This is a genomic window from Levilactobacillus enshiensis, assembly GCF_007115095.1.
GTDB classification, from domain to species: domain Bacteria; phylum Bacillota; class Bacilli; order Lactobacillales; family Lactobacillaceae; genus Levilactobacillus; species Levilactobacillus enshiensis.
The window spans coordinates 1-4,083 of the sequence record NZ_SULH01000027.1; the positions used below are offsets into that span (position 1 = coordinate 1).

Consider the following 4,083-nt stretch of genomic DNA (forward strand, 5'->3'; position numbering starts at 1 on the left):
GGTTGCGTTTCTGTCTAAGTCGACTGTTCAAGATGATATTGTCGACCTATCCGTTCGGAAGAATCGTGAAGGAATGTTGATGACGATTTCGTACCAGTTTAACGGCCAGGGTATGAAATTTCAGGAGCTAGATGGTAGTGACGTCTGAGTACATGTCCAATAAGGATTTCAAGGACATCATGGCTGACAACGGTTGGAAAACGTCACGCGCCGTCACAGTTTATTTGGTCAAGGCAAGCCATTGCTTTAAACAGCGAGAGCTAATGGCAAATAGTCTTGAAGCACACCCTCGGAATCGTGTCCTACGAGCTGAATATAAACGTTTAGACGAGAAACGGGTCGAATACGTGTGGTCGGCTTTAGACACCGCAGAGGCTGAGTTTTTGCAAGGTTGGCGATACTTGGAAGATGGTTCTGACTTCGTGAATGCAATGTTGGTCAAGTATAAGGGAGATTTGACGAAGTGTACCCAGCTAGAGAAAACGAAGTCGGAATACATTGAGCTATTAGAGAGAGAACGTCGGTTTCAAATCAATAATGGATTGAGGGGATAGCATGCGTCTATTTGGAAGCATTGGACAATTATCAGACCATCAATTGGTAGTTGACCTAAGTGACTTAGATCCGCCAGCGAAACGGCTGGTTGAAGCTAATCTGGGCCAGTTGATTGAGTTGAACTTTGACGACGGTCGGCATATCAGTACGGACCAACGTAAGAAGATATTTGCGTTGCTACATGAGATTGACCGGTGGTGCGGAAATTACATCATGGACGTCACGGAACATCAAATGAAGTACATGTTTATGCGTAAACGTGGTCTGTATGAAGAGTTTTCGTTAAGTGACTGCTCATTGGAATTAGCAAGTCGATTTATTGAATTTTTACTTGGTTTCTGCTTTTCCTGGAAGGTCCCGATTGCCAGCAAGGTGATTGATTCGATTCGGGAACAGTACGGATGGAATATGTACTGTCTCAAGTATCACTGCTGCATGATTTGCGGGGCTCATGCTGATATCGCTCATGTTCACGCGGTAGGTATTGGCCGTAATCGTAATCATATCAACAACGTAGGTAACTACGTCATGGCTTTGTGCAGAAAGCACCATCAAGAGCAACATAATGTCGGCATTAAGACTTTCATGATTGATAACCAGTTGAAAGGTGTCAAAGTAACGCCTGAGATTCAACGCATGTTGAAAATTGGTGATTGGCGCCATGAACAAGGTGAAGAAGTGGAGGTGTAATCCGTGTACCGTAATCGTCATTCTGGTAAAAACAGAAAGGTTAGACAGGTAGCTGATACGATGGTTCACTTTTTTCAAAGCCAAGGTATTAAAGTTATGCGATATGATGCCTATTCGACTAGTAGTATCTATCTCAAGCTGGATTACGGAATGCTCTATACGATGAGGATTAGTGATCACCCTGGTAAGAAATATTTGCGATATCGCTACAACATCATCAAAGAGTATCACGGACACCGGTATGAGCCGACTGATTGGGGATGGAACAGAGAGTTCATCGCAATCAATCCGGATAAGCTTAATAAGATGTGTCTGGATATTTTGAAGATGCGCGCTAGTAAAATTCGTCAGCTTGGTCTTTATGGCTACCAAGAAGAGTTGGACCACCGACACGAGAAGAATGCTAATAACCGTGGATTTTGGCAGCAGGCTAAGGATTTAGGATGAAGGGTGTGAGAATGATGGAAACTGCTTACCATGCGGATACCGAAGATGCTTTGAATGCATTGATGGAAAAACTATATAGAAATGGGTATGTCTGGAAAGGCGGCGCTGAACCATCAATAAGTACCGATAATGTCATTTATGCAGATGAGGAAACACATTATTTAACAATTGGCTCCTTAGATCATTACGAAATGGTTGCGGACGGTGATGATGGTGTTACTAAGCTCATTAATGTCAATTTGGTAGACGGCGTATTGAAGACAGTTGATATTGACGGCGAGGATTCACCTGATATTCGCCCTGACTACTACAAGCAGAATGGCAAGGATTTGTTCGACCACTTCACTGAGATTATGCCAACACAGGGATTCCGTGGTTTCATGATTGGCAACATCTTTAAGTATGTGACTCGCTATCCTGCTAAGAATGGTGTTGAGGACTTGCGTAAGGCTCGGACGTATCTGGACCGGTTGATTGAGTTTGAGGAGACAAAGAGTGATGACGGTGACGATTTCTAAAGAGCACGTCTATGCACTTTAAGTGGTGATTTCGAGTGGATGTAGGGAGTGACGATATGCGATTAGATACGAAGACGTTGAAGTATCTTCGGGAAAATGTGACAACTAAAGTTTTAGCAGTTTACTTGTCGGGTAGTCGTCTCAATGGATTGGCCGATAAGAATTCTGACACTGATTATTACGTAGTGACTGAGCCGGAATTTGATGATTTAATTTTCAATCGACGTAAAGGAAAACAGGACCATGGTGAGATTGATTTCAAACAGGTTGACCTGTTTCAATTCGTCAATTTAATCTATAAGTCGAATCCGAATGTGTTAGAGCTGTTTTACAAGAAACCATTATATTCAGATGATCTGTTTATGGTAATGGCCAATTATTTGTATAAGCATCGGGACGAATTTTTGGAGTTGAATCCTGTCCATTGGCAGAAATCTTGCTTGGGCCAAATGAAGCATTGCTATCTGAATATCAAGAAGAATCAAGGTGCAACGGCACAAGGCCATATCGGTAAGGACGTGGTTCAGTTCATTAAGGCTTTTGCATATTTGGAAGCATCGTATGAGACGGGAAGTCTAGATAAAGCAATTGACTTGGATAAGGTTACTAGTGGATTAGCAAGTAGCTTTAAAGCAACAACAGAATTTAGTGATGAAGGAAGAGTTAAGCTACTTACCTCGTTGGAAGGCAGAATGGTGGAGGCCCAGAACTTTGATCTTGATAATGAGGTAGATTGGGAACTACTTGAACAGCTGATGGATGTAACAAAAAGGGCTTACACGATTCTCTGTGTCAGCGAGTTAAGTGGATTGAGGGCGGTAGAATGATTCGACCTCACGATAAAGTAAGTTGGTTAGAAGGTAGTCACCGTTACTGGGGGTTCGTTCAAGCAATCATTAATCGTCAGGCATATCTTACAGTGATGGTCGAGCATAAAGGGAATCATATTGAGTTGCCAGTGGAACGATTGGAGGCTGAGAAATGAGTGAATATGACTTAACCGCAGAAAAAAACTGTTATGCTATTGCGACGGGTGTTGCTAAGAGTAAGCGTAATGAGAAATTAAAGCCGTTAGAGATGGTGAACTGGAATGGTAAGCCGGTATTGTATCTTGACTTAGAAGACGCTAAGGCCGCGTGCAAGACGTTTCGTACTCACATGAATGCAGACTTGCGGGTATTTAAGGTTAAAGGTTGGGAGGGGTGCGAAGTTCATGGCTAAGCCGAATGATAAAGGATTCAATTATGTGGCATTAGCATTGAAGGGTGTCAACGATGACGCAATCTCCGGTGGCTACCCTATGACTGCTCTAATTGGGTTAGGAGCGTTAGTACAATTCGATTCATACGTTAATAACATCATGGCAACGTGGTCAGTGGCAGACGAGTTTGCATTTCTGGACTACTTCAAGGAGTTCATGCACGACAAGCTTTGGGAGGAATAGTAATGACAGTTGAAGAAAGTCTAGCAATAGTAAGTAGATTCATTAACAACGGCTGGGAGATTGGCTATGACACTATTAGCCAGTTTGAAGAAGGCCATGGTGATAGCGTCATTGCTGGTGAGATGCCAGCATTTACGGTGACTTCCCATGTAGAAGCTCCCGGTTGTGGAGACAGAGATGATATTTATCAACTGTCCGCGAGCTTCGATAGTCTGACAGAAATGTATCTATGGCTAGGAGCGACGTTCAAGAAGATTGAGGTGACTAAATGAAATTTCTGATTAAGCCACCGGCTGATAGTGGCAAGCCTGATTTTGTAAAAGAGTTCGCCAGCCGTGAAGAATTGGATCACTGGCTGCTGGAAAAGAACAATGAGATTTGGGAGGCTAACCCGTTAACTGAGAAGGTCAGTTTCCCATTAAACGAGAT

The 4,083-nt window shown here is 43.0% G+C and carries 8 protein-coding genes; all 8 read left to right on the forward strand.

Annotation, left to right across the window (positions count from 1 at the left end):
- The first annotated feature begins 137 nt into the window (after nucleotides 1–137).
- Nucleotides 138–554: a hypothetical protein gene (locus FAY32_RS14175; RefSeq protein WP_158727610.1), complete on the forward strand. Its 417-nt coding sequence runs from the start codon at nucleotides 138–140 to the stop codon at nucleotides 552–554.
- A 1-nt stretch (nucleotide 555) separates the two neighbouring features.
- On the forward strand, nucleotides 556–1,245 hold the full coding sequence (locus FAY32_RS14180) for a putative HNHc nuclease (protein ID WP_143464108.1): 690 nt from the start codon (nucleotides 556–558) through the stop codon (nucleotides 1,243–1,245).
- Nucleotides 1,246–1,248: 3 nt separating this feature from the next.
- The gene (locus FAY32_RS14185; RefSeq protein ID WP_143464109.1) at nucleotides 1,249–1,692 is read left to right on the forward strand and encodes a hypothetical protein; all 444 of its coding nucleotides are present in this window, start codon (nucleotides 1,249–1,251) and stop codon (nucleotides 1,690–1,692) included.
- Nucleotides 1,693–1,703: 11 nt separating this feature from the next.
- On the forward strand, nucleotides 1,704–2,210 hold the full coding sequence (locus FAY32_RS14190; protein ID WP_158727611.1) for a DUF3310 domain-containing protein: 507 nt from the start codon (nucleotides 1,704–1,706) through the stop codon (nucleotides 2,208–2,210).
- Between the two features lie 56 nt (nucleotides 2,211–2,266).
- Complete coding sequence (locus tag FAY32_RS14195; protein ID WP_143464111.1) at nucleotides 2,267–3,037, forward strand: DNA polymerase beta superfamily protein; 771 nt, start codon at nucleotides 2,267–2,269, stop codon at nucleotides 3,035–3,037.
- Between the two features lie 154 nt (nucleotides 3,038–3,191).
- The gene (locus tag FAY32_RS14200) at nucleotides 3,192–3,431 is read left to right on the forward strand and encodes a hypothetical protein (RefSeq protein ID WP_143464112.1); all 240 of its coding nucleotides are present in this window, start codon (nucleotides 3,192–3,194) and stop codon (nucleotides 3,429–3,431) included.
- On the forward strand, nucleotides 3,424–3,654 hold the full coding sequence (locus FAY32_RS14205; RefSeq protein ID WP_143464113.1) for a hypothetical protein: 231 nt from the start codon (nucleotides 3,424–3,426) through the stop codon (nucleotides 3,652–3,654). Before FAY32_RS14200 ends, FAY32_RS14205 begins: the two co-directional genes overlap by 8 nt.
- Nucleotides 3,655–3,656: 2 nt before the next feature.
- Entirely contained in the window at nucleotides 3,657–3,926 is a 270-nt protein-coding gene (locus FAY32_RS14210; RefSeq protein ID WP_143464114.1) for a hypothetical protein, read from the forward strand.
- Nucleotides 3,927–4,083 lie beyond the last annotated feature (157 nt).